Source organism: uncultured Erythrobacter sp., from assembly GCF_947499705.1.
Classification (GTDB): Bacteria; Pseudomonadota; Alphaproteobacteria; order Sphingomonadales; family Sphingomonadaceae; genus Erythrobacter.
The window spans coordinates 764,198-786,112 of record NZ_CANMPJ010000002.1 but is presented as its reverse complement, the minus strand read 5'-3'; the positions used below and the strand labels follow the sequence as shown (position 1 = coordinate 786,112).

Below are 21,915 nucleotides of genomic sequence, written 5' to 3'. Positions count from 1 at the left end.
AATCACGCCATTTCCCCCACCGGCAAAAATCAGTCCGATCATTGCACTCTATGCGACAAACAGTATCTTTTGACTGTGAAGCAGAGCGCAAACCCATCTCCAGTTCCAGACGCGGAAGATCTTCGCCGCTGGGAGGCGCTTACCGCTGATCAAAAGCAACTGCTCGAAATCGCCGATGATGGCCACCGCGACAATGCAGCGATCGCAGAGGTGCGCGGCGTAGGCGAAGACGCGGTCAACGGCATGCTGCGACGTATTCGAGAGAAGCTTGGCACCAACAACAAATGGCATTCGGTGCGCGAGTACAAGCGGCTGCGCGACCTGTACGGAGAATCTGTACACGGTTTTTCTGGTCTCGAACAAATGCCCGAATCCGCTGATGAGGACTTTGAGGACGCGATCGAAATCCCTCCCGAATTTTTCGCAGACCCCGTCTTTGCGGAGCGATTGGAAAGGGAGGTGTTCGGCTCGCGCCTTGGGGTACAAAGGGCCAAACATCCGGTCCGCACGCAGGTCGCGCTGACGCTCGTTCTGATGCTGGGCTTTGTGGTTTTGCTGGTCCTGATCGCCGCGTTAGCGCTTCTCACGAGCGTTTTCTTAAGCGGCGATGTGCCTTCGTAGATTGTGCAAATGCACCAACGGAGACAACAATGCCGATGACACATGATGAAATGACCGCCCGCGCAATTGCAGTTAGCGATCTTTGCCACGCAGCCGAGAAACAAGCTTACGCGTCACTTGCCGCCACAATGGAACTTGGCTCCAAGATGATGGAATTCTGCGCCGATGTCGGGGAATCTCCCATCTCGTCACGCAAGACTATCGCAGATATCAAATCGTCCATCGACTGCGGCTTTACCGCGCTTGAAAAGGTCGGCAGCGCGCATGTCCGCGCAGAGCACAAGATCAAGGAAATGGGCGACTTCCCACCGCTTTGTCCGAAGCAGCGCGATGAGGGCTCAACTGTTTCGCATCTTCGCGAGGTCGCGTAATCTGTGACCACTGAACTCCAAATCTTGATGGCGGCAATATTTTACCCGCTGTTGATTGCAACTCTAATTGCCGCCTTGATTTGGGGTGGAATGCCGTCGCCAGAAAAGTGGTCGCAGCGCCAGCAATCGGGCCTGCGAAACCAGCTCTGGCGATGGCTCCCATTTGACCGCCATCTGGGACCGGAAAGGCTGGCAGCGCTGACGTTGATATACATGGCGACTGTGCAGAACGTCACCTACGAATTGATGCCGCCGCGCTATCAGACTGTCGATGCCGCGTCGGTTCTGGCGGACATTATCGGGCTTATCGGGCTGTACGCCATATCACGGTCGTCCCGGTCGTATTGGCCGCTCTGCGCAGTGGCGCTTCAGGGCCTGACCATCGGCACGCATCTTGTGCGGCTCGTCATCGATGCCGAGCGGATTATCGGCATTGCATACTCCGTCCTGAAAAGCGGGCCGACCTTGCTGGTTATGCTGACCATTCTGACCGCCACTATTCTGCATCAAATCAAACTTCGCAAAGAGGGGCCGTACCAGCAATGGCGCGATCCCGATCTTTGGGAGGAATTCGAAAATCCGGTGGCCCGCATTCTTGTCGAGCCCGACCCTGAAAAAACCGTGAGGATCGTGTCATGAGTATGAAAAAGGTCGGCGGTGTCGACCGCGCGATGTACAATGCCGGTTTGCGCGAAGGCCGCCTTCAAGGGCGCTCAGAAGCGATGGCGACCGCGTGGCCGATCATGATGGCTTATCTTAAGGAGCGTCAGGACGCCTACGGCTCAAGCCAATTTGGGTGGGCCCCGATCCTGGCCGGGATCGTGGTTCTGCTGTTCGGCCTGGTCGCCCTGCTCGAATCCCAGTTCGAACCGCAGAGCTGGCTCGCGGTTGGCGGTGTCGTATTTCTCGGTTTCGCTGGCATCGTCGGTGGCTGGCTATGGACCCGCAAAGAACAACGCGAAATAAAGATCCGGAGCGAAGCGCACGAAAGAAAGTGGAAAGTGCACCGCAAGTTCGGACCGAGCGCGCTTGAAAAGGGCGTGATCTATTTCGAACCGAAAGGGTCCTAAGCGGTTTTAACCTGCCAGCGCCAATCGGCGTAGCGATTGGGCTCACGGCGAGTGTGCGCAATCAAGCCATAGGTAAAAATGAAGACCTGCGCCCAGCCGGGTGCGACCGTCATGAATACGTAGGTGAACGGCGTCATGCCCTCGATGAGGGCGCGCAGCAGGTGAGCAGAAAGAGCGATCACCTGAAAAGCAGCAACCCAAAAAATGTATCTCCTGTTCGCGACAAGTGCGATCGCGACAAATCCAACAAAGAGCAGCACATCGGTCAGCAGGTCAATCGGCTGTACTGTCCATAGGGCGGCGGCCAGTTCAGCCTCACCCGCAGTCGGCCCATCATACAGGGCCCGAACAACGGTGCTGCTGAAGGTAAGCACAGTCCAAACAGCAAAGCCGATCTTTTCCGGACCGCCTCCCCACCGAAGGCAAGCGAACATTAGCGCCACTGTCCAGACGTCCTGCAGTTCACCACGAAAGTGGCTTGTGTAGACCAGGAACTGGAAGAAAAGGTCGAGCACATCGATCATGTCGATATTGGCCGATCACCCTGACCTTCGATTTCAACCTTCCCATCCGATGCATCGCTCATCGTCGTGGCGAACAAAACAAGAGCGAGGCCAATTGCCGAGATGAGAAACGCCAGCGCCAGGATCGCGGTCACGCGATTCACAGTCGCGTTTGGGCCATTGAGATAATCAGGCACAAGGGTTTCGTCCGCCGAATGGTCGGCGAATTCCTCTGCAACCTCATCAGCCGAATGGATCTCGGTCGCGCTGGAGCGTCTGAATGTCGCGGCGATTCCGGCCTGGGTTTCGACTTTGAAACGGTCCTTGAGCGCTCGAACGATCTGATTCACGCGGCTCTCGGTTATGCCGAGCTCCTCTGCGATGGTCGGGATGTTCTTTCCGGCAACCAGTCCTTCCGCGACCTCGCGCTGCCTTTGCGTCAACTCAAGTTCAAGTGCCACTTTTTCTTTCGCTACTAATTCAGTTACTTCAATGGTTTGACCCTCACTGCAGGGGTGCAGTGCAGAATTCCATAGGTTGGCAATCGATCTGACCCTCGTCAAGCCGAGCCCATAACGGTTGGGGGGCGGGTCTAGTGTTTTCTCGCGATGAGAGAAGCCAACAGATACAACTTTGCAGGAGTGATCTGAAGCCTATGTCCTCAGTCATCACGAGGCAAATCCAGCGGCAGCGAATAGCGTACATCAGGCTCGCAAATACCACTCTTCTCGATCCACCAATTCCCGTTAGGCCGGGCGTCGTCCCCGTCCGAACAGCTTCGCATGGAGAATACTGAATTCGGCTCATCGCCTAAAGGTGAGAGCCGATACGTCCGCACTCTTCGATGTCATCTCGTGTCCAGGGACTAGGTCGCTTTTTTCCTTGTTCACGAGAGAAGCATTGGAGGGTGCGGACAATTGTTTGCTTGGCGAAGCCGACTTCACGCATCCGAGTCTTGCCAATTCTGACAACGATCAAACGACTTGGCTTGCGCCACAAGCCGTGCGGGTCCAGATCGCTGACATCTGGTTTCTTGAGCAGGATTCGCATTGCCCGTGACGTCGCCCGATTTGCCCCCGGCAACCCCAAACATGCTTGACCGCGCGGAGCTGCGCCGCGCCTTTCGCGCCGACGAAGAGGCCTGTATTGCCGAGCGCCTCGAACAGGCAAAGCCCGCCTCCAAAGTGAGGGAGCAAGCGGCTGCGCTGGCCATCGATCTGATCGAAGGCGCAAGGGCACGCAAGGCGAGCGGGATCGACGCGTTCCTGCAGCAGTTCGGGCTCGACACCGAAGAAGGTATCGCGCTGATGTGCCTTGCCGAGGCTTTGCTACGTGTACCCGATCACGAAACCGCCGATGCTCTGATCAAGGACAAGATCGGCACGATCGACTGGGGCGAACATTTGGGCGAAAGCTCATCGACCTTCGTCAATGCCGCGACATTCTCGCTGATGCTGACCGGGGAAGTTCTCGAGCAGCCCGATGCGCACCAGCGCGGCATGGGATCGACGCTGAAACGCGCGGTGAACCGCATGGGCGAACCAGTGATCCGCACGGCGACGTTGCAGGCGATGAAAATTCTTGGCGGGCAATTCGTGTTCGGGCGGAGCATCGAGGAAGCGCTGAAACGCGCCGCGCCGGAACGCGCGAAGGGTCTCACGCACTCGTTCGACATGCTCGGCGAAGCGGCCATGACCTATCCCGACGCCGCACGCTACCGCGAAGCCTATGGCCGCGCGCTCGACCGACTGGCCAGGGAAGCCAAGGGCGGCATCGGCCCATCGCCCGGCATTTCGGTCAAGCTGTCAGCGCTGCACCCCAAATACGATTTCTTCCATGCCGAGCAGGCTCGCGCCGAAATTGTACCGATCGTCAAGGAACTGGCGATGAAGGCGCGCGACGCCAACATCCACTTCACCATCGATGCCGAAGAAGCCGAGCGGCTCGAACTGTCCCTCGACGTCATCGAGATGCTGGTCGGCGATGACGAACTGTTTACCCGCGAAGACGGTTCGCGCTGGGAAGGTTTTGGCCTCGCATTGCAAGCCTATCAGAAGCGCGGCGCTCCTTTGTGCGACTGGGTCGCCAAACTGGCCCGGCGGCATGGGCGCAAGCTGTTCGTGCGGCTGGTCAAAGGCGCCTATTGGGATAGCGAGATCAAGATCAGCCAAGTCGGCGGATACAGCGACTACCCGGTCTTCACCCGCAAGCTGGCAACCGACGTCTCGTATCTCGCCTGCGCGGCGCGATTGTTCGAGCATGACGATGTTATCAAGCCCGCCTTTGCCACGCACAACGCCTACACGATCGCCGCAGTTAAGGAGATGAGTGCAGGTCGTACGTTTGAGTTCCAACGCCTCCACGGCATGGGCGAAGAGGTTTACGACGCGCTGCACAAGCTTGAAGGCAATGCGCCGACACCCGTGCGGATTTACGCACCCGTAGGCGGGCACAAGGAGCTGCTCGCCTATCTCGTACGCCGCCTGCTCGAAAACGGGGCCAACACCAGCTTCGTCAACCGCATGGGCGATGCCGACATTCCGGCGGAGGAACTGGTCGGCGATCCGGTCAGCGAACTCGAAGCCATGTCGCCGCGCCGCAACCCGGCGATCCCGCTACCCAAAGACATATTCGAGGGTCGCTCAAACAGCGCCGGGATCGACCTCGCCGATCCGCTTGTGCTTAGCCCGCTTCAGGCGCAACTGCGCGATTTGGAAGATCGCAGCTGGATCGCTGAACCAACCTTCCCCAGCGATGCGCCCGGAGAGATCGCGCCGATCACGTCGCCGCAGGACACCCGGATCGAAGTCGGCACGCGGCGCGATACGACGCCGGCGGAAGTCGAGGAGGCGATCACACGAGCCGTCGCTATCCAGCCGGGCTGGGACGCGCTGGGCGGAGAGAAACGCGCGGTGCTGCTGGAAGAAGCCGCCGACCTGTTCGAAGCGCACAGCGCCGAGTTCCTGTCGCTGTGCCAGCGCGAAGCAGGCAAGACCCTGCTCGATGCGGTGCTGGAGCTGCGCGAAGCGGTCGATTTCCTGCGCTACTACGCTGCCGAGGCACGCTACCATTTCGCCGAACCGATTACCCTGCCTGGTCCAACCGGCGAAGAGAATACGCTCAGCCTGCATGGGCGCGGGGTGTTTGCCACCATCTCTCCGTGGAACTTCCCACTGGCGATCTTCATCGGCATGGCCTCCGCTGCGCTCGCCGCTGGCAACACGGTTGTCACCAAACCCGCTGAACAGACGCCGCTGATCGCCGCGCTTGCCGTGAAGTTGTGTCACGAGGCCGGTATCCCGCCAGAGGCGCTACAGTTGCTGCCTGGAGCGGGTGAAGTGGGACAGGCCATCACTTCCGATCCGCGGATCGCCGGGGTCGCCTTCACGGGTTCGACCGAGACCGCGCGCCTGATCAATCAGTCGCTCGCCGCGCGCGAAGGGCCGATTGCTACATTGATTGCCGAGACCGGCGGACAGAACGCGATGATCGTCGATTCCTCCGCGCTCCCGGAACAGGTGGTGCGCGATGTGCTGGCCAGCTCGTTCCAGAGCGCAGGCCAGCGCTGCTCTGCTCTGCGGGTGCTGTATCTTCAGGATGATGTGGCCGATTCCATGCTGGAGATGATCCGAGGCGGGTTCGAGGCGCTCCACGTCGGCGACCCTACAAACCTCGCCACGGATGTCGGCCCGGTGATCGATGCGGATGCCGAGGCGGCGCTGGAACGCCATGTCGCGCGCCGCAAGAAGAGCGGTCGGCCAGTGGAACGCATCGCCTTGGGCGAAGACACTGCCAATGGGCACTTCGTCGCACCGACCATCATCGAACTGGATTCGATCCTCGACCTCAATCGCGAGAACTTCGGCCCCGTGCTACACGTGGTGCGGTTCGAAGCGGAAGCACTGGAGCAGGTGGTCGAAGACATCAACGCGACCGGATATGGGCTGACGCTAGGCCTGCACAGCCGGATCGAAGCAACCCGGCGCTTCGTCCAGAGCCGCGCACGCGTCGGCAATTTCTACGTCAACCGCAACCAGATCGGGGCAGTGGTCGAAAGCCAGCCGTTCGGCGGTGAAGGTCTGTCCGGCACTGGCCCCAAGGCGGGCGGCCCGCACTACCTTGCCCGCTTTGCAACCGAACGCGTCACCTGCATCGACACGACGGCGGCGGGCGGCAATGCCAGTTTACTTGCAAGCTGAAACATTTGCGCGATAAGCAGCGAGTTATGAAACGCCTCATCATTCATCTTTTCGCGCTGCTCGCCCTCGTCTGGAGCGGACCGGCGCTGGCCGACGTCCAGATCCACTTCCATTCCTTTAACGGGTCGGTGCTGTTCGGACGCTATCCGCACACCTTCATCGTGCTCGAAGGGGAGCTTGAATCCACCGGCGAGAAAGTGGACGAGAATTACGGCTTTTCAGCGCGCAAAGTAACGCCAGCGATCCTCAGCGGCCCGGTCGAACACATGGTGCTCGCCGAAAGTGCCAAGAATGTGAAGAAGACCAACCGTCACTTCACGATGACGATCACCGACGCGCAGTACCGCAAGATCATTGCCGAGGTGCGCACATGGCAGAACGCGCCGGGCAAATATTACGACCTGGAAAAGCGCAACTGCATCCACTTCGTTGGCAAAATGGCGCAGATCCTGGGGCTACAGGTCGAATACCCGGACAACATGCTGCGACGGCCGAAGAAGTGGTTGAACCACGTGGTGTCGTTGAATCCGAGCCTTGGGGCGAAGAAGGTGAAGTGAGTATGCACCTTTTCCACCTTTTCAAGGGAGGGGATTAAGGGGTGGCTGCGAGGCGTCAGCCTCGTCCTGCCCCACATCAACGCACGCAACTCTCTTCTCTAAAGAGGTGAGGGACTTCAGCAAGACTCCCCCAGCTAAATCCACGCCTCCGCTTGCCGCCCCGACTACAATCGGGAATCACTCACCCATGGCGATTCTCTCAGACAAATGGATTCGCGAGCAGGCGCAATCGAATGGCATGATCGAGCCGTTTGAGGAGGCGCAGCGGCGCGATGGGTGTATTTCCTACGGGCTCAGCTCCTACGGCTACGACGCGCGGGTTGCGCCCGAGTTCAAGATCTTCACCAATGTCGATTCCTCGACGGTCGATCCCAAACAGTTCGACCCGAAGAACTTCGTCGACCGCGAAACCGATGTCTGCATCATCCCGCCCAATTCCTTCGCGCTCGCCCGCACAGTCGAATATTTCCGCGTGCCCGAAGACGTGCTGGTCATCTGCCTCGGCAAAAGCACCTATGCGCGCTGCGGGATCATCGTGAACGTCACCCCGCTGGAGCCGGGCTGGGAAGGCCATGTGACGCTGGAGTTCTCCAATACCACGCCGCTCCCTGCCAAGATTTATGCCAATGAGGGTGCGTGTCAGTTTTTGTTCCTGAAAGGCAACGAACGCTGCGAGACGAGCTACAAGGACCGCGCGGGCAAATATATGGGTCAGCGCGGGGTGACGTTGCCTAGGCTCTAATTGGGGAGGAGGCAGGAGACTCGCCGCAGTGCCAGTCAATCAAGATACTGTGCCTACTCCCAGCTTTGCTTTAGCCATTTCCGCGAAGCGCTCTGGTTCCGGCGGCAGTCATTTAGAAAACACGTTGCCCAAAAGCGCCAGCCTACGAGAATACTCGATACCAGCGACCAGAACGAGGCCGGATGCTATGGCAATGTTCTTGAAAAATAGGGACAGCTCCAATTGAGCAATAACTCCCTCCATCATCCAAAAGCGGTGAAACATCACGTTCGTCGCCAAAGTGAAAACTGCCAACGCAATTGCCGACGGCCATGAACCACGAACACCAAATGCCACGATAAGTCCGCCGATCAATTCGAGCAGAATGACCGCCGGTAACAGCAGGTCCGGCTGCTGTATTCCCGCCTCACTCATTTTCTGCAATGTTGGCTCGTACGAACCCAGCTTATTGCCCGCGCCCAGTACGAACAGGGACGCAAGACCGGCCCGACCAACCGCGTAAGACACGCGCGTAAACGTCATTGCGATTGGGCGGTGCGGCCTTGTGCGATCAAAGTCGCCGTATTGACCCATTCGGCGATATTCGCGACCTTTCCGTCATCATTTATCGTAATTTTGAACACGTAGCGGTTGCGGTATGGGGTGCCGGTTTCTGCAACTCGGAGGTTGCCGTTAGCCTCCATCCAAACGGTCTTTTTGTCTTCAGAGACGGTGTAGGTGCGATCGACAAACTCGATATTCTCGTAATTGGCCGTGACGATCCCGAAATACGCTGTTGCCGGGAAACTCCTGATCGATCCCTCACCGGTTTCTCCGTTCGGGTTGAACATCGCATGGACCATCGCCCCGTCGGCAATAACTTCGCTGACCGCGGACATGTCTTCGGCCAGAACAGCGTCGAACAAGGGATCAACAGCGGTTTCGATCGGGTCTTTTGGATCATGGGCAAGTAGAGGCGAAGACGCCAGAGCGGCAGCGGCGACTGCGACTTTTAGATATTTCATTTTGCAATTTCCTCGTTTGACGGTGGTTTAGGCGGATGAGCGGTTCAGTCCGTCCAGAAGTCTTTCGCCGCTTCCCGGCGTTGTCGGATCGGACTGGCAGGATCGTTGGCGGCGTAAGACGCCCAGCCATGCGCAGCATCGGCTTCTGGAACTTGCCAAGATCCGTTGATGGCGCCGGTCAATGCTGCGCCAAGCGCTTCGAACCCTTGAGCTGTATAAAGGTCGGCCTCGACATTCTTGTTGATCATGAACTTTAGCTGTCGCAGCCCTTGCTGGTTTTTCAGCAGCAGCAATTCCACAAGCGCCTGCGTCTCATCAGCCAACCTGTCGTTCGGCACGACGCGGTTGAATAATCCCAATTCGACACCTCGGCGCGCAGGGTGCAGTGCGCCCAGAAGATTGATCTCTTTTGTCATGCGGCGGCCAATCAGCCGCGCCATGCGCGTGGTTCCTCCCCACCCCGGTGTGATGCCCCAATCAACTTCCGGCATCCCCCATTTTGAGCGTTGCGCGCAAATCACGAAGTCACACGCCATCGAGATTTCCAATCCGCCTCCGACGCAATAGCCGTCGACGGAGGCGATGGTTATCTTGTCGAGCTCTTCGAGCGTGTTGGCCATATGCTGGTACAACCGAACGCGGCGCATGATCTGGTTGGCATCGCCCCAAGCGCCCGAGCCCATTTCGGTCAGGTCGTCTCCTGTACAAAACTGATCGCCAGCACCGCTGATAACGACAATCTTTGTCTCAGGATCGTCTCGCAAATACTCCAGTACAGTCGTAAACTCGGCGGACAGGTTGATGGACAAGGCATTGAAGACCTCGGGCCGATTGAGCGTAACGCGTGCCACGGGACCGTCTTGCTTGAACGTGAGGTCTTCAAAAGGTGGAAGCTTGGCCGCCTGGAGCATTTTCGGTATCCTTATGGAGTTGCAAATAGAGTGCCGACTAGTCACTATCGAATCGCAAGTAACCTATAGGATATCATTTTGCAAGTGACTGATGGAACGGGTGGAACTGCACGTCCTGAGCGGGACTCAGTGGAGCAGGCCGTGGCCGAGATGGGCGACAGCTGGAGCTTCCTCATCCTGCGCGACGCATTTTTCGGCGTCAGGCGGTTCGATGGTCTGTTGAAGACGACTGGTGCGTCGCCGAATATCTTGAGCGCCAGACTGAAAAAACTGGTGAGCTTTGGCATTTTGGAAAAGCGAGCATACCACCAGAAGCCCCTACGCTTTGAATATCGGCTTACGGAAAAAGGCCGCGACCTTTATCCGGCGATCGTCCTATTGATGAAGTGGGGTGATCGCTGGGCCGGGGCCAATGGTGTGGATGACGCAAATTCCGCCGCAAAGCCGCCTATTGCGCTCATCCATCGCACTTGCGGCCTAGCAATTGATCCCATTCTAGAGTGTGACAAATGCGGTGAACCAATAACAGTCCAAGATATGGAATGGAAAGCTATTGGCGACTAATCCACCGTACTTGTTGCCCCCAAATAGCGATCAGGATTTTCCTACATCGAGGCCAGCTGTCATGGTCGACAGGCAATGATGGACGCGCTCACACTGGCCCAGAAGACCGTGAACCGAGTTGGACAAGTGTCAACTTCGTATTTTCGCCACAAGCCTCGGAATACACACTCAAAATACGTCAGATTGGGAGGTGACGCACTGTCAATGATGTCAACTTCGCCGGTGCTCCGCACCCAGCCCTTTGACTCTGCCACCGCTCGCGAGCATTGCGCATAGCCAAAGGAGAAGACCCCATGGCAGACACTGAATTCGATATCATCGTCTATGGCGCAACCGGCTATACCGGCCGCCTCGTCGCCGAGTATCTGAGCAATCACTACGGCAGCAGCGACAACGCCCCGAAATGGGCGATGGCGGGCCGCAGTCAGGACAAACTCGAAGCCGTGCGCGATGAGATCGGTGCGCCTGCCGATACGCCGCTGGTGGTCGCCAACGCTGATGACTCCGCCGATCTCGAAGCCATGTGTGCGCGGACAAAGGTCGTGCTCACCACGGTTGGCCCCTACCAACTCTATGGCGACAAGCTGGTCGCCGCCTGTGTGAAGACCGGCACCGACTACGCCGATCTGTGCGGCGAGCCAGCATGGATGGCTGACAAGATCGCCGAGCATCAGGAGGAAGCCGTCAAAACCGGCGCGCGCATCTGCTTTTCCAGCGGGTTCGATTCGATCCCGTTCGACCTCGGCGTGCTGATGACGCAGAAGGTCGCCATCGAGCGCTTTGGCAAACCTGCCCCGCGCATCCGTGGTCGTGTTCGCGCCATGGCGGGCACGTTCTCTGGCGGCACCGCAGCCAGCCTTGGCGCAACGATGAAAGCGGCGGCCAAGAACCCATCTATCTTCAAGACGCTTGCGAGCCCCTTCGCTCTCACGCCTGGGTTCGAAGGACCAAGCCAGCCAAACGGGATGGTCCCGGCTTATGAGAAGGATCTCGACAAATGGGCCGCGCCGTTCGTGATGGCTCCGATCAATACGAAGAACGTCCACCGCACCAACTTCCTCGCCGGCCATCCCTATGGCGAGGACTTCAAATATGACGAGATGATGCTCACCAGCCCCGGCGAAGCGGGTAAGAAAATGGCCGAAGGCGCGGTCGAAATGATGAAGAACCCGTTCGGCGCAAAACCGCCCAAGCCAGGCGAAGGGCCGAGCAAGGAAGAGCGTGAGAACGGTTTCTATGACGTGCTGTTCGTGGCTGACATGCCTGATGGCGAGAGCGTGCATTACGGCGTGAAGGGCAAGTACGATCCAGGATATGGCTCGACCAGCCGGATGCTAAGCGAAACCGGCATCGCCCTGCTATCGTGCGACAAGCCGGGCGGCATTGGCACGCCGGGCTATTTCCTGGGTGAAGACCTCGTGAAGCGGCTCGAAGAACACGCCGAATTGAGCTTCGCTGCGGAGAATTGAACTGATACAAAAATGGCGGGCCAATCGGATGAACCGACGGCCCGCCATTCCAGTCACGGAGAGGGTGACTTAGAAGCTCAGACGCACGCTCGCTTTGAAATTGCGTCCCGCTAGCGGGACGAAATCCTTGGTGAAGCTGGCATGGCGGCGGCCGGAGACATCGAAGACGTTGTCTGCAGCAAGCTGCACGGTGACGTTTTCATTGTTCGGCAGCGGACGCCAGGCGACTAGGAAGTTGACGAAGGCGAAGTCGTCGGTTGCCGTTTCGAACGCGGCGACCTCTTCCTGAGCGGCGAACCATTGCACTTCGCCGCGGATGTCGAACGCGCTGCTTTGCGCTTCGAGCGCGCCGAGCAGGCTGAGCGGCGGGATGCGCGGAACAGCGGTGCCGTCACCCAGCTCGGCCTCGACATAAGAGGCGCGCAGATCGGCGATCAGGCCAAACGTGCCGGTGTCGAACAGCGGGAAGCTCACCTCGCCCTCAAAGCCGAAATAGTCGGCGTCCTGCTGGAGGTAGACGAAGACAGGCAGGCCGTCTTCTTCATTGCCGGTCTCGGTCAGGTAGATGTAGTCGTCGAACCACTGATTGAAGACCGCAAGGCTGAAGGTTGCGCCGGCGACTTGGCCGCGAACGAACCCTTCGACGCCCCAGGCGCTCTCGGTCTCGAGATTGGGGTCGCCGATTTCAAAGGCCTGCGTCGCGATGTGCGGGCCATCGGAAAACAGCTCTTCAGCCGACGGCGCACGCTCGGCACGCGACACATTGATCCCCGCACGCAGCGCATTGTCGCCTTCGTAGATGAAGCCGAGCGCACCGGAGAAGGTCTGGAAGTCGCGCTGAATGCCAATCGGCGGGGCCTCGACGTCGGTGGTTTCGAAACGGGCTGCGGCTTCGAGCTGGAACGGGCCTGTGCCGAACTCTTGGAGTGTGAAGATCGCAAACTGATCGGTCAGGTTCGGCGGAACGTAAGCTTCAGCGCCTTCGGCGAAGAAGTCACGGTGCAGGTACTGGATACCGGTTGACCCGCGCCATGGACCGGCTTGCTGCTGGACGAATTCAACCCGGGCTTCGATGCTTTCGCTGTCGAATACGGTGCCGACTTCCTCGCCCTCGAATTCGGTGTGGGTGTAGTCGGAATAGCCAACACGGGCTTTCAGCTTGGAGAAGAACCCGTCGCCCAGCGCGATGTCGGCTTTGAAATCGGCGCGGAACTGCTCAAGGTCGATGGTGACGATTTCTTCGCCTTCCTCTTCCTCCTCCTCTTCGCCTTCTTCTCCCTCTTCGCCGTGCGCATGCTCGGTGCCTGGACGGCCCGGCACGCCATAATTGGTGTCGTACCAGCCGATCGACGCGCCAAACGTGCTTTCACCCAAAATCACACCAAAACCGGCATTGACGGTCCATGCCTCACTGGCGCTGTTGGGGACAAAGCCCCGCTGGTCGGCTGCTTCGCGGAACTCTGCGGCCTCTTCGAGCTCGCCTTCCGCTTCCTCTTCGGCTGCTTCTTCGAGAATTTCCGCGCGGAGCTCTTCAGCGATCTGGAAGCCGGCGATCTCCAGGTCTTCGGTTTCGCGCCAACTGCCATCGACATGAAATACGAAGTTCGATCCAATCGGCAGATCGACCGAAGCACCGCCACTGCGCAGGTTGGTGACCGTGTCGACCGCAGCAAGCGCATCGAAGTGGATTTTTTCATCAGGGATGCGCGTCGGGATACGCTTGTCAATCACATTGACCGCGCCGCCTATCGACTGGCTGCCATAGAGCAGCACGGCAGGGCCTCGCAGCACTTCGATACGCTCCGCCGTCAGAGGGTCGATGGTGGTGGCGTGATCGACCGAGGTGTTGGAAACGTCGGCAGTGCCCAGCCCGTCAACCAGCACTCGAACGCGCTCGCCCTGGAAGCCGCGCAGCACGGGCCGCGATGCGCCAGGTGCGAAGCCCGAAGCGGAGACGCCTGGCAGCTTGGTCAGCACTTCACCAATCTGACCGTTCAGGTTGCGCTGGATCTCGTTGGCTTCCAGCACGCTGGTGCCTGCCAGAATGTCGAGCTGGCGCAGTCCTTCCGCGCTAACGATGATGTTACCTTGGTAATCGACCTGGCGGGTATGGAGGTCGTCTTCGACGCGCTCTTCGCTCGATCCGGTCTCGGAACCCTGCTGCTGTTCATCCGCTGCGCCGTTTTCGGCAAAAGCAGGGCTGGCAGCAAGCCCAATGGACAGCGCACTCGCAAGAGCGATGCGTGAGGTAAGGGTTTTCATACAAAACTTCCGTATTGAGAATGTGATAACGTATCATTCCGCTAGCACGCACTCAGACTGGCGCAAGGGTGTTTTTATTGCAGCTCGACGAACGGCGCATTTCTGCCGACCATTGCCAGCCATGTGCGGCAGGAATGGCACACTCACGCGCCAGGCGCACAATTCGAATGTCGGGAAAAATGAAAATGGAGCGGGCGAGGCGATTCGAACGCCCGACCCCAACCTTGGCAAGGTTGTGCTCTACCCCTGAGCTACGCCCGCTCACTGACGCCTCGCAGAGATTGCTGTAATCGCACCTCTCTGCCGGGGAGGCGGCGCGATTAGCAGCGGTCCGCAATGCCTGCAAGCCCTAAGTTTCGCCAATTAGCGCTTGATCACTGCCGCCTGAGCCTCCAGCGAAGGTGCACGCTTCACAAACCGGCGACATGCACCACATGGAGGCATGACCGCAGCGCATATTGAACAACAGGAGCAACCCCCTTGGCCAGCATGGGTCTCAACATCGAAGAACAAAAGGCAGTCGAGAAATTCCGCACGGAAGTTGTCGAGCCATCGCAAAGCAAACTCGTCATCCTAGATTTCTGGGCCGAGTGGTGCGGACCGTGCAAGGCGCTGACGCCGACGCTAGAGAAGGTCGCTGCCGATTACGCCGACAAAGGCGTGATCCTGGCGAAGATCAATGTCGATGAACAGCAGTTCATCGCCAGCCAATTCCAGGTGAAATCGATCCCGACCGTCTACGCGATGTTCCAGGGCCAACCTGTTGCCGACCTGACGAACGCACGGACCGAAACGCAGCTCAAGCAGGTGCTCGATCAGATACTCGAGAAGATTCCGGTGCAAGCCGGTGCAGAGGGCGCAGATGGTCCGCAGGGCCCCTCTGAAGAAGAGATCGCACAATTCATCGCGATGGGTGAGCAAGCCCTCAGTGAAGGCGATGCTCAGCGTGCGGCGGGGATCTTTGCGCAGGTAACTGAATTTGCAGGCGACAATGCTCCGGCGCATGCCGGGCTCATTCGTGCGCTAATTGCGCTCGATCAGGTAGACGAAGCGGGACAGGTGCTGGCGGCCATCGAGGCCGACCCAAAACTCAACAGCGATCCGGCGATTGCCGCCGCCAAGAGCGCGCTGGAACTGGCGGGTCCGCAGGTCGACGATAGCGAACTTGCCGGACTGAAGGCCGCTGCTGCTTCTGCCCCAGACAATATGGACGCTCAGCTTGCCTATGCCGAAGCGGCCTTCGCTGCCAACGAACGTGATGCAGCCGCCGACACATTGCTAGCGATGGTAGAAGCCGATCGCGAATGGAACGAAGGCGCGGCGCGGGCAAAGCTCCTGCAAATCTTCGAGGCGGTTGGCCTTGAAGACGAGTGGGTGGTTGCGGCCCGCCGGCGCCTCTCAAAGATCCTGTTCGGATAAGCGGCCGGATGCCGACACGTCTTTCGATCTTTCCTTTGACCGGCGCGGTGCTGTTTCCGGGCCTTCAGCTGCCGCTGCACATCTTTGAGCCGCGCTACCGGTCACTCGTTGGGGACTCGCTTGTGCGAGATCGCCGGATTGCCATGATCCAGCCCCAGCGTTCGGAGGACGGAGCGCCGCTGTATGATGTCGGTTGTGTCGGGCGGATCGGCGAGATCGAGGCGATGGATGACGGGCGCTATAACTTGATTCTGGAAGGCGAGAGCCGCTTCAAGATGGTGCGCGAGCTCGATGTGACGACCGCTTTCCGGCAGGTGGAAGGCGAGTTGATCGAAGACGATGAGGACGAAGCGCTGAGTTACGCCCAGCGTGGCGGGTTTGAAGACGAAGCGCGTAAATTCGCCGACCGTCAGGGCTACAGCGTGGATTGGGATTCGGTCGAACGGCTTGACGATATGTCGTTGATCAATGGCGTGTCGCAGATCGCTCCGTTTGATCCGGCATCCAAGCAGGCATTGCTGGAGGCGCAGAACCTGTCGGCTCGGTGCGAATTGCTGGTGCAGCTGATGCAGTTCTATGGCCGCCGCGACGGCGACGAAGAGATCATCACCCTTCAATAGGACTTTGGTCCGGAACCGGCATACTACGGAGCAGAGTCGTCAGAACGACGAACGTGTTCCATTCGGCCTTTTTGCGATTGTAGTGCTCGCTCTGCACGACCAGCACCGCGTCCAAAGTCGGCACGATGGCGACGACATTGCCGCCATTGCCCTTCATCATGAATGCAGCCTCGTAACCGCGCGACGACCGGATCGGAATCGCCCACCACAAATAGCCGTAATGGGTATGCACCCCAAGCTGATGCCGCGATGTCAGCGTGGTACGCAGCCAATCCTCGGGCAGAATCCGCTCGCCTTCGCACATGCCGCCATCCATCACCATCCGCGCAATCTTGAGCAGTGCGGTATCCGAGATCGTCAGCTGCCCGCCCGACTGAATCTCGCCGCTGCGCGAAGTGCGCCACTCGGCTCCGTCGATCCCGAGCGGATCGAACAACCGGCGCTGAACATACAGATCAAACCGCTCACCAACCGCCTTTTCGACCACTTGCCCCAGCAGGAAAACACCAGCCGTGCAGTAGGAGAACGGGCCATCGCCATCCGCATCGCGCTCATACTCGCGCGCAGGCAATGCCAGCGCAAAGTCGCGCCATATGCGCTTGCGATACATCTTCTCTTCCTGGCCCGGCGAGCCTCTGTCCCAGTCATTGCAATCGAGCGCCGATGACATCGACAGCAAGTCGCCGACAGTGATCGTGTTATGCGGCTCCCCTCGGTCCGTGCCGAGATAGGGCCAGACCTTCAGGTCTGTACCTTCCAAGTGTCCGTCTGCAATCGCAGCACCAATGGCGAGTGCTGTGATCGATTTGCCAGCCGATTTGATATCGACGCGGTCACCCAACTCGCCTTTGCCAAACCGCTCGCGATATACGGTCTCGCCACCTTGCTCGGCTGCGACTGCGCGGATTTTGCCAAGCTGGCCTGCGCGAATTTGCGCTTCCATTTGCTCGATGGTGAGGTCGGGTATCGGCTGCGCGGCGGCTGGTGTTGCGATCACGGACACGGCCAGTGCGATTGCGACACCAACCTTGTTCAAAGCCTCAAACACAAAAACCTCCTGCGAAGACAGACACAGTTGCGTCAGGCCGAATGAACCGAAACCGAATGACCGCTTGCGACAATCCGTCGCATCACAGCGCTTTGCCGGTTGCACCGAAGTAACTAAACGGTTACTTATGGACATCGCAGCACTTCCAACCAAGGGCGAACGCACAAGGGCGCATATCGTCGCCACCGCTGCCCAGCTGTTCTGGCGTCGCAATTTCCACGGGGTCTCGGTCGATCAGGTCGCCGAGGCTGCGGAGGTCAACAAGGCGACGGTCTATCGCTATTTCGCTGACAAGCGCGACCTCGCGCTGGCCGTGGTGAAGTTCAACGGCGTGGTAACACTCGAAGTGTTCTTCGCTGCGACATTCGACAAGTATTCCGCACCGCAAGATCGCCTCGCAGAAATCTACCGCCTCGCTTACGCTGCGCATGCTGCGGTCCACGCGGACACGGGTGACGTGTTCGGCTGCCCGATGGTCGGCCTAGCGCTGGAGCTGGGGCAGGACATGCCTGAAATCCGCGAAGAAGCGGAGCGGGTCTTCACTCAGGTGGAAGAGTTCCTCATACGGATTGCCCGCGATGCGCTGGCCGCACGCGGCGTTGATGGCGATCCGCAAGCATTGGGGCGCACGCTGATGCAATTGCAGCACGGGGCCTTTGCTTCGTCGCGCCTGTCATCGAACCCCACCCGCATGCTTGACGCCGGCCACGCTGCACTGACCCTGATTGGATTTCCAGACACCCCGATTTTGGAAGAGGAACACCCTGACCCATGAACTTACCGATTTACGCCGCCGCGCTCGGCGCCTTCCTGATAGTCCTGCAGGTCGTCCTGATGTTGAGCGTTGGACTGCACCGCTCAAAGGGACAGTTCCTTGGCATCGGCGATGACAAGGACCTCGAACGGAAGGTTCGCCGCCATGGCAATCTGGCGGAGAATTCCGGACTGTTCCTTGTGGTGATCGCACTGTTCGAGATGCTTGCTGGCCAGACCACCTTCGTGCTGGTGCTGTGCATCGTCTTCGCGGTCGCCCGCATCCTGCACGCGCTCGGCTTTGCATCGCTCGCCGGGTCGCATGGCGAGAACCTGACCGGAGGCCGCAAGGCATTCGCAGGGATGCGCGCGATGGGGGCTTTCGGGACCCTCGGCGTCGCGCTTGGTTCGGCCTATGGGATCGTCAGCACGATTGCCTAAGCGATCGAGCTTGCGGTCGCGGTTCCGATCTCGAACGCGCCCTTAAGCCCGTCGATCACATATTGCGCGGCGAGCGCGGCGAGCAACACGCCGAGCAGCCGCGTAATCACCGCTTCGACCTTGTCGCCCAGCAGCCGGATCAACGGTCCGGCTGCGACCAAGGCGGCGGCGGTGATCACCAGCACCAGCCCAAGCGCGACAAACACTTCGACCGTCTGCTCCACCCCGTCGGCTTCATTCATCAGCAGCATAACCGCCGCAATGGCACCGGGTCCGGCCAGCATCGGCATGGCCATAGGGAAGACCGACACGTCCTCGACCTCGGAGGCGGAGACCTTGTCCGCGCGCTCCGTTCGGCGCTGAGTGCGCTTTTCGAACACCATCTCGAACGCGATCCAGAACAGCATCAAACCGCCAGCGATGCGGAAGCTGTCGAGCTCGATATGCAGCGCGCCCAGCAGGTCTTCGCCAAAAAACGCAAAGATCACCAAGATCACCGCTGCAATCGCAGTCGCTCGCAGCGCCATGATCCGCGCTTGTGCAGCGGTCGCATCTTTGGTCAGCCCGGCATAGATCGGCGCACAGCCGGGCGGATCAATCACTACGAACAGCGTGATAAACGCGGAAATGAAGAGTTCTGGCAGGACCATCCGTCCGGGCCTTTATGCAAGAATGTGAAGATGCAGCGTGCGCTGCCCCTCATCATCCTTCTGGCGGCGATGCAAGGCTTTCTTCGACCGCCGTCACCCATTCACCTTCGTAATAATAGTCGGCGGTGACGTATTTCGTACCGTCGGTGCGGTGCTCCCAGCGCCAGCGCAAAGTGCCATCGCGGGATAGCTGCGCGTTGCTTGCACCGTCTTCACCAATCGGAATGGCTGGCGGCGGCGGCACGCCTTCACCGCGGCTCGGGCAGGTCGCAACCAGCCCGAGGATAGAATCGATGGCCGTCACCACGATGTCGCCGTCTTCGAATTGACGGCGCGGCGGTGGCTGCGGATCGTCGCGTCCGGCCACATCATAGGTCCATTTATAGCTGTTGTCGGCCTGGCGCACCCAGGTCGTAACGTAATTGCCGACAAGACCTTCCTGATCGCGAAACCGCCCAACGCTTAACGCTAGCGCTCCATCGCAGCTCATCACAACCGTGCGCGGCCCCCACTCGACGGGGGTCTCAGGATTTGCGGTCGATTGGAACACAGCCAGTGCAGGGACCGGGCCATTGCGGCCATGAAGCAGCGCGCCGGATGCCGCGAACTGGCCGGCAGCGGTGTACTGGCCCTGCAGCTTGGCTTCGCGGGCATAGGCGACCTCGGTCGCGACGATAGCGCTAGGTTGCGCCTTGCCGGGCGCGCTTGAGAGTACGCGTTCGATCACCTTTACAGGAGGACCTTGCCGAGGAGCAGCGCAAGCAGAAACGGTAGCGACGATTGCGCCGGTAAGCAGGAGAGTGGGCAGCGATTTCATGGGGCCTCCAATGCGGTCAATCATGCCGTGGCCATCGAAGGATTTACTGTTCCTGACCGGGAGCGAGCGAGTCTTCGAGAACCAGCCGATAGGCCGCGCCGTCCCACAGTTCCACGGTCAGTTTCTTGCCCGCTTCCTCATCGAAAGACCAGCGATACCTTAGGCTGGCATCTGCCGAGTGACCCATCCGGGCGATGTTCACTAAAGGCTCCGGAAGCGCATCACACGATGCGGCTTCGACCTGCGGAGCTGCCGGAGCAGGGCGTGGCTCATCTACACCGGCGCCGTGCGAGAGGATCCAGCGCCATTTGCCCCGCGCACTGTCATCACCCGGCGTCTCATAGCGCCAGATCGTGGTGTAATATCCGGGGTGATCGTCCCAACTGATCGAGCCAGTTGCAACTCCGATTGTCCCGTCGCATGAAACCAAGATGCGATGAGCCCGCCAGTTTGTCGGCGGAAACGGCTCGGCAGCGTCCAACCACTCTTTTGCACCAATTGGTCCGGGCGCAAACAGGATCGCGTTTTCTGCCGCAGTAGCTCGCAATGCTGTGAGGACGCCTTCGTCTTGCGCCAAGCGGTTTTGAGCGACATCCGCTGCAAGTACTGGCATTCCAGGTCGCGCGGTGCCAGTTGTGGCGCAGCCAGTAACGGCGACCGCCAAAGCAATTGGCGCCAGCGCTTTCAAAGCTCTTCCGGCACCGAAAGGCCAGCGTTGCGATACGCTGCGACCAGCGTGTTGCGCAGCAGAACGGCGATTGTCATCGGCCCGACGCCGCCCGGCACAGGCGTGATCGCACCGGCTACTTCGCTTGCTTCATCGAAGGCGACATCGCCGACGAGCTTGCCCTTTTCTGCACCAGGTTCAGGCGGCAACCGATTGATACCGACATCAATCACCGTCGCCCCGTCCTTGAGCCAATCCTTGCCGATCATCTCCGGCCGTCCGACCGCAGCGACGACAATATCGGCGCGCTTCACGACTGCGGGCAAATCCTTTGTCCGACTATGGGCAATCGTGACGGTTGCATTGGCATCGACCAGCAGCTGCGCCATCGGCTTGCCGACAATGTTGGAGCGCCCGATCACGACCGCTTCGAGGCCGGACAGATCCCCCAACCGGTCAGTCAGCAGCATCATGCACCCCAGCGGCGTGCACGGCACAAACCCTGACTGGCCTACGCTCAACCGCCCTGCGTTGATCACATGAAAGCCGTCGACATCCTTGTCCGGGCTGATCGAGGCGATAATCGATTGTTCGTCGAGATGATCGGGGAGCGGCAGCTGGACCAGAATGCCATCGACCGCCTCATCGCCATTCAACTGCTCGACCAGCGCCAGCAAGTCTGCCTCGCTGGTGTCCGCCGGCAGGCGATGCTCGAAGCTTTCCATATTGGCTGCAACGGTCGCTTTGCCCTTGCTGCGAACATAGACGTTGCTCGCCGGGTCCTCGCCCACCAGCACGACGGCAAGGCCGGGCTTGCGCCCTGCCGCCTCAGTAAAGCCTAGTGCGTTCTCTCCCACGCGCTCTCGTAAACGCGCGGCAAAGGCTTTTCCGTCGATCCTTGTGGCTGTCATGTCTTCGCTTGAGCTCAGTAGGCGGTGGCAAGGTTGCCGAGGATAATCAGCACGATCTGCAGCAGCAGGATCAGCACCAGAGGCGAGAAGTCGATCGCTCCGGTTGCCGGCATCACATTCCTGATCGGCCGCAAAATCGGATCGAGCAGGCGATTGATGGATTCGTAAACCTGTCGCAGAAATTCGTTGGAGGGGCTGATGACGTTGAATGCGAACAGCAGACCAATCACGAACTGAATGATGATCAGCATCACAAACGCCTGCGTCAGCAGCGAGACGATCTGATAGAGTACGTCTAATCCTTGCATAGTGCGGT

Annotated in this window: 25 protein-coding genes and 1 tRNA gene; 13 read left to right on the top strand and 13 right to left on the bottom strand. The window is 59.4% G+C overall.

The genetic code is table 11. The features are described from left to right. Nucleotides 1-75: 75 nt before the first annotated feature. From Q0837_RS16765 to Q0837_RS16750, 4 genes are all read left to right on the top strand, one after another. Nucleotides 76-621 carry a hypothetical protein gene (locus Q0837_RS16765; protein ID WP_298471366.1) on the top strand — a complete coding sequence of 182 codons (546 nt, stop codon included), beginning with the start codon at nucleotides 76-78 and terminating at the stop codon, nucleotides 619-621. 29 nt (nucleotides 622-650) lie between these two features. Next, nucleotides 651-992, top strand: a complete 342-nt coding sequence (locus Q0837_RS16760) for a hypothetical protein (protein ID WP_298471364.1) — start codon at nucleotides 651-653, stop codon at nucleotides 990-992. 90 nt (nucleotides 993-1,082) lie between these two features. Continuing rightward, nucleotides 1,083-1,631: a hypothetical protein gene (locus tag Q0837_RS16755; RefSeq protein WP_298471362.1), complete on the top strand. Its 549-nt coding sequence runs from the start codon at nucleotides 1,083-1,085 to the stop codon at nucleotides 1,629-1,631. Then, nucleotides 1,628-2,062 carry a hypothetical protein gene (locus tag Q0837_RS16750; RefSeq protein WP_298471360.1) on the top strand — a complete coding sequence of 145 codons (435 nt, stop codon included), beginning with the start codon at nucleotides 1,628-1,630 and terminating at the stop codon, nucleotides 2,060-2,062. Before Q0837_RS16755 ends, Q0837_RS16750 begins: the two co-directional genes overlap by 4 nt. Here Q0837_RS16750 and Q0837_RS16745 read toward each other — a convergent pair. Both Q0837_RS16745 and Q0837_RS16740 read right to left on the bottom strand, forming a co-directional pair. After that, nucleotides 2,059-2,586 (bottom strand): hypothetical protein, encoded by a 528-nt coding sequence (locus tag Q0837_RS16745; protein WP_298471358.1) that lies wholly within the window; start codon nucleotides 2,584-2,586, stop codon nucleotides 2,059-2,061. The two genes, Q0837_RS16750 and Q0837_RS16745, sit on opposite strands and share 4 nt — an antisense overlap. Beyond that, a complete protein-coding gene (locus tag Q0837_RS16740) occupies nucleotides 2,583-3,026 on the bottom strand; it encodes a LuxR C-terminal-related transcriptional regulator (protein ID WP_298471355.1) in 444 nt (147 codons plus the stop codon). The genes Q0837_RS16745 and Q0837_RS16740 overlap by 4 nt, the downstream gene beginning before the upstream one ends. A 630-nt stretch (nucleotides 3,027-3,656) precedes the next feature. Between Q0837_RS16740 and putA the strand changes: the two genes are divergently transcribed. From putA to dcd, 3 genes are all read left to right on the top strand, one after another. Then, nucleotides 3,657-6,764, top strand: coding sequence for a bifunctional proline dehydrogenase/L-glutamate gamma-semialdehyde dehydrogenase PutA (putA, locus tag Q0837_RS16735; RefSeq protein WP_298471353.1), 3,108 nt, complete (start codon nucleotides 3,657-3,659; stop codon nucleotides 6,762-6,764). Between the two features lie 26 nt (nucleotides 6,765-6,790). Further along, entirely contained in the window at nucleotides 6,791-7,321 is a 531-nt protein-coding gene (locus Q0837_RS16730) for a hypothetical protein (protein ID WP_298471350.1), read from the top strand. A gap of 187 nt (nucleotides 7,322-7,508) precedes the next feature. After that, nucleotides 7,509-8,063 (top strand): dCTP deaminase, encoded by a 555-nt coding sequence (dcd, locus tag Q0837_RS16725; RefSeq protein ID WP_298471348.1) that lies wholly within the window; start codon nucleotides 7,509-7,511, stop codon nucleotides 8,061-8,063. Nucleotides 8,064-8,171: 108 nt separating this feature from the next. On the opposite strand, the gene Q0837_RS16720 is transcribed toward dcd, so the two are convergent. From Q0837_RS16720 to Q0837_RS16710, 3 genes are read right to left on the bottom strand one after another with little or no spacing between them, the layout of a single operon-like run. Beyond that, entirely contained in the window at nucleotides 8,172-8,585 is a 414-nt protein-coding gene (locus tag Q0837_RS16720) for a DoxX family protein (RefSeq protein ID WP_298471345.1), read from the bottom strand. Further along, nucleotides 8,582-9,067 carry a nuclear transport factor 2 family protein gene (locus tag Q0837_RS16715; protein WP_298471342.1) on the bottom strand — a complete coding sequence of 162 codons (486 nt, stop codon included), beginning with the start codon at nucleotides 9,065-9,067 and terminating at the stop codon, nucleotides 8,582-8,584. Before Q0837_RS16715 ends, Q0837_RS16720 begins: the two co-directional genes overlap by 4 nt. A gap of 44 nt (nucleotides 9,068-9,111) precedes the next feature. Continuing rightward, entirely contained in the window at nucleotides 9,112-9,978 is an 867-nt protein-coding gene (locus Q0837_RS16710; RefSeq protein WP_298471339.1) for an enoyl-CoA hydratase/isomerase family protein, read from the bottom strand. 150 nt (nucleotides 9,979-10,128) lie between these two features. Here Q0837_RS16710 and Q0837_RS16705 point away from each other — a divergent pair, with 150 nt between their 5' ends. Together Q0837_RS16705 and Q0837_RS16700 are read left to right on the top strand one after the other, a co-directional pair. Further along, complete coding sequence (locus tag Q0837_RS16705; protein WP_298471827.1) at nucleotides 10,129-10,542, top strand: helix-turn-helix domain-containing protein; 414 nt, start codon at nucleotides 10,129-10,131, stop codon at nucleotides 10,540-10,542. A 293-nt stretch (nucleotides 10,543-10,835) separates the two neighbouring features. Then, nucleotides 10,836-12,011, top strand: a complete 1,176-nt coding sequence (locus tag Q0837_RS16700; RefSeq protein ID WP_298471336.1) for a trans-acting enoyl reductase family protein — start codon at nucleotides 10,836-10,838, stop codon at nucleotides 12,009-12,011. 69 nt (nucleotides 12,012-12,080) lie between these two features. On the opposite strand, the gene Q0837_RS16695 is transcribed toward Q0837_RS16700, so the two are convergent. Next, nucleotides 12,081-14,273 carry a TonB-dependent receptor gene (locus tag Q0837_RS16695; RefSeq protein ID WP_298471333.1) on the bottom strand — a complete coding sequence of 731 codons (2,193 nt, stop codon included), beginning with the start codon at nucleotides 14,271-14,273 and terminating at the stop codon, nucleotides 12,081-12,083. Between the two features lie 186 nt (nucleotides 14,274-14,459). Next, nucleotides 14,460-14,534 (bottom strand) — tRNA-Gly (locus Q0837_RS16690). 228 nt (nucleotides 14,535-14,762) lie between these two features. On the opposite strand from Q0837_RS16690, the gene Q0837_RS16685 reads away from it, so the two are divergent. Together Q0837_RS16685 and Q0837_RS16680 are read left to right on the top strand one after the other, a co-directional pair. Beyond that, nucleotides 14,763-15,692, top strand: a complete 930-nt coding sequence (locus Q0837_RS16685; protein WP_298471825.1) for a tetratricopeptide repeat protein — start codon at nucleotides 14,763-14,765, stop codon at nucleotides 15,690-15,692. 8 nt (nucleotides 15,693-15,700) lie between these two features. Continuing rightward, the gene (locus Q0837_RS16680) at nucleotides 15,701-16,312 is read left to right on the top strand and encodes an LON peptidase substrate-binding domain-containing protein (RefSeq protein ID WP_298471331.1); all 612 of its coding nucleotides are present in this window, start codon (nucleotides 15,701-15,703) and stop codon (nucleotides 16,310-16,312) included. Here Q0837_RS16680 and Q0837_RS16675 read toward each other — a convergent pair. Next, nucleotides 16,299-17,360, bottom strand: a complete 1,062-nt coding sequence (locus tag Q0837_RS16675; RefSeq protein ID WP_298471327.1) for a serine hydrolase — start codon at nucleotides 17,358-17,360, stop codon at nucleotides 16,299-16,301. The two genes, Q0837_RS16680 and Q0837_RS16675, sit on opposite strands and share 14 nt — an antisense overlap. Nucleotides 17,361-17,487: 127 nt before the next feature. Between Q0837_RS16675 and Q0837_RS16670 the strand changes: the two genes are divergently transcribed. Both Q0837_RS16670 and Q0837_RS16665 read left to right on the top strand, forming a co-directional pair. Beyond that, the gene (locus Q0837_RS16670; protein ID WP_298471324.1) at nucleotides 17,488-18,135 is read left to right on the top strand and encodes a TetR/AcrR family transcriptional regulator; all 648 of its coding nucleotides are present in this window, start codon (nucleotides 17,488-17,490) and stop codon (nucleotides 18,133-18,135) included. Next, nucleotides 18,132-18,554 carry an MAPEG family protein gene (locus Q0837_RS16665; protein WP_298471319.1) on the top strand — a complete coding sequence of 141 codons (423 nt, stop codon included), beginning with the start codon at nucleotides 18,132-18,134 and terminating at the stop codon, nucleotides 18,552-18,554. Before Q0837_RS16670 ends, Q0837_RS16665 begins: the two co-directional genes overlap by 4 nt. On the opposite strand, the gene Q0837_RS16660 is transcribed toward Q0837_RS16665, so the two are convergent. The 5 genes from Q0837_RS16660 to Q0837_RS16640 all read right to left on the bottom strand — a co-directional run bounded on the left by Q0837_RS16660 (nucleotide 18,551) and on the right by Q0837_RS16640 (nucleotide 21,907). Next, a complete protein-coding gene (locus Q0837_RS16660; RefSeq protein WP_298471822.1) occupies nucleotides 18,551-19,198 on the bottom strand; it encodes a MarC family protein in 648 nt (215 codons plus the stop codon). The two genes, Q0837_RS16665 and Q0837_RS16660, sit on opposite strands and share 4 nt — an antisense overlap. Nucleotides 19,199-19,256: 58 nt before the next feature. Then, entirely contained in the window at nucleotides 19,257-20,021 is a 765-nt protein-coding gene (locus Q0837_RS16655) for a hypothetical protein (RefSeq protein WP_298471316.1), read from the bottom strand. 43 nt (nucleotides 20,022-20,064) lie between these two features. Next, nucleotides 20,065-20,634: a hypothetical protein gene (locus Q0837_RS16650; RefSeq protein ID WP_298471313.1), complete on the bottom strand. Its 570-nt coding sequence runs from the start codon at nucleotides 20,632-20,634 to the stop codon at nucleotides 20,065-20,067. A gap of 71 nt (nucleotides 20,635-20,705) precedes the next feature. Beyond that, entirely contained in the window at nucleotides 20,706-21,599 is an 894-nt protein-coding gene (folD, locus tag Q0837_RS16645; RefSeq protein WP_298471311.1) for a bifunctional methylenetetrahydrofolate dehydrogenase/methenyltetrahydrofolate cyclohydrolase FolD, read from the bottom strand. 14 nt (nucleotides 21,600-21,613) lie between these two features. Further along, entirely contained in the window at nucleotides 21,614-21,907 is a 294-nt protein-coding gene (locus Q0837_RS16640; RefSeq protein ID WP_298471308.1) for a YggT family protein, read from the bottom strand. Nucleotides 21,908-21,915 lie beyond the last annotated feature (8 nt).